Genomic DNA, 1,978 nt, shown 5'->3' on the forward strand with positions numbered 1-1,978 from the left:
ACAGTCATTGCTCTTGGCCGATCAGGTAATTGATTGTGGACGCTTGAACCACGTGAAGCTGGTCGTTTAAGGAGGTGATCCAGCCGCAGGTTCCCCTACGGCTACCTTGTTACGACTTCACCCCAGTCATGAACCACACCGTGGTGATCGCTCTCCCGAAGGTTAAGCTAACCACTTCTGGTGCAGTCCACTCCCATGGTGTGACGGGCGGTGTGTACAAGGCCCGGGAACGTATTCACCGTGACATTCTGATTCACGATTACTAGCGATTCCGACTTCACGGAGTCGAGTTGCAGACTCCGATCCGGACTGAGGCCGGCTTTCTGGGATTCGCTCCACCTCGCGGTCTCGCAACCCTTTGTACCGGCCATTGTAGCACGTGTGTAGCCCTACCCGTAAGGGCCATGATGACTTGACGTCGTCCCCACCTTCCTCCGGTTTGTCACCGGCAGTCTCCTTAGAGTTCCCGACCGAATCGCTGGCAAATAAGGACAAGGGTTGCGCTCGTTACGGGACTTAACCCAACATTTCACAACACGAGCTGACGACAGCCATGCAGCACCTGTCTCAGAGTTCCCGAAGGCACCAATCCATCTCTGGAAAGTCCTCTGGATGTCAAGGGTAGGTAAGGTTCTTCGCGTTGCATCGAATTAAACCACATGCTCCACCGCTTGTGCGGGCCCCCGTCAATTCATTTGAGTTTTAACCTTGCGGCCGTACTCCCCAGGCGGTCGACTTATCGCGTTAACTGCGCCACTAAGTCCTTAAAGGTCCCAACGGCTAGTCGACATCGTTTACGGCGTGGACTACCAGGGTATCTAATCCTGTTTGCTACCCACGCTTTCGCACCTCAGTGTCAGTGTCAGGCCAGAAGGCCGCCTTCGCCACTGGTATTCCTCCCGATCTCTACGCATTTCACCGCTACACCGGGAATTCTACCTTCCTCTCCTGCACTCTAGCCTGGCCGTTCCGGATGCCGTTCCCAGGTTGAGCCCGGGGCTTTCACAACCGGCGTGCCAAGCCACCTACGCGCGCTTTACGCCCAGTAATTCCGATTAACGCTCGCACCCTCCGTATTACCGCGGCTGCTGGCACGGAGTTAGCCGGTGCTTCTTCTGCGAGTGATGTCCTTCCTCTGGGGTATTAACCCAGAGGCTTTCTTCCTCGCTGAAAGTGCTTTACAACCCGAAAGCCTTCTTCACACACGCGGCATGGCTGGATCAGGCTTTCGCCCATTGTCCAATATTCCCCACTGCTGCCTCCCGTAGGAGTCTGGGCCGTGTCTCAGTCCCAGTGTGGCTGATCATCCTCTCAGACCAGCTACGGATCGTCGCCTTGGTAAGCCGTTACCTTACCAACTAGCTAATCCGACATAGGCTCATCCGATAGCGCGAAGTCCGAAGATCCTCCGCTTTCTCCCGTAGGACGTATGCGGTATTAGCGTGGGTTTCCCCACGTTATCCCCCACTACCGGGCAGATTCCTATGCATTACTCACCCGTCCGCCGCTCGCCACCAGGGAGCAAGCTCCCCGTGCTGCCGCTCGACTTGCATGTGTTAGGCCTGCCGCCAGCGTTCAATCTGAGCCATGATCAAACTCTTCAGTTTAAAGTCTGATAGTCCTTACTTCTCCCGAAGGAAAAAAGCGGACCAAACTTGGTTCAAGGTCAAACGAATCTTGACGAGTCGCTTGCCTCGATATGTCGTGACTGGCTGTCACGCGAGAACAAGCGCCCACATCAATTACCTGATCGATTGTTAAAGAGCGCCTTACTTTGCCGTTTCGAATCCAAGTGCTTGTCAGCGCTTGCTTTCTGGGCCGCCGTAAGGAGTGGCGTATTTTAAGGATCGAGGCGAGGATGTCAACGTCTTTTTTGTCGAATCCTGCTTGGCGTCGCGTGCTGCTGTCGGCGCCGATCCTTGCCAAGAAGCGGGAGCATTCTGCCTGTCTCCCCTGCCTCGCGTCAACCGATTATTTC

Annotated in this window: 1 rRNA gene; it reads right to left on the minus strand. The window is 55.3% G+C overall.

What is annotated here, in order from left to right:
• Positions 1-67 precede the first annotated feature (67 nt).
• Positions 68-1,607: ribosomal RNA gene (locus DOM45_RS19890) — 16S ribosomal RNA — on the minus strand.
• Between the last annotated feature and the right edge of the window lie 371 nt (positions 1,608-1,978).

The sequence above is a fragment of the Salinicola lusitanus genome (genome assembly GCF_003206045.1).
Taxonomy (GTDB): Bacteria; Pseudomonadota; Gammaproteobacteria; order Pseudomonadales; family Halomonadaceae; genus Salinicola; species Salinicola lusitanus.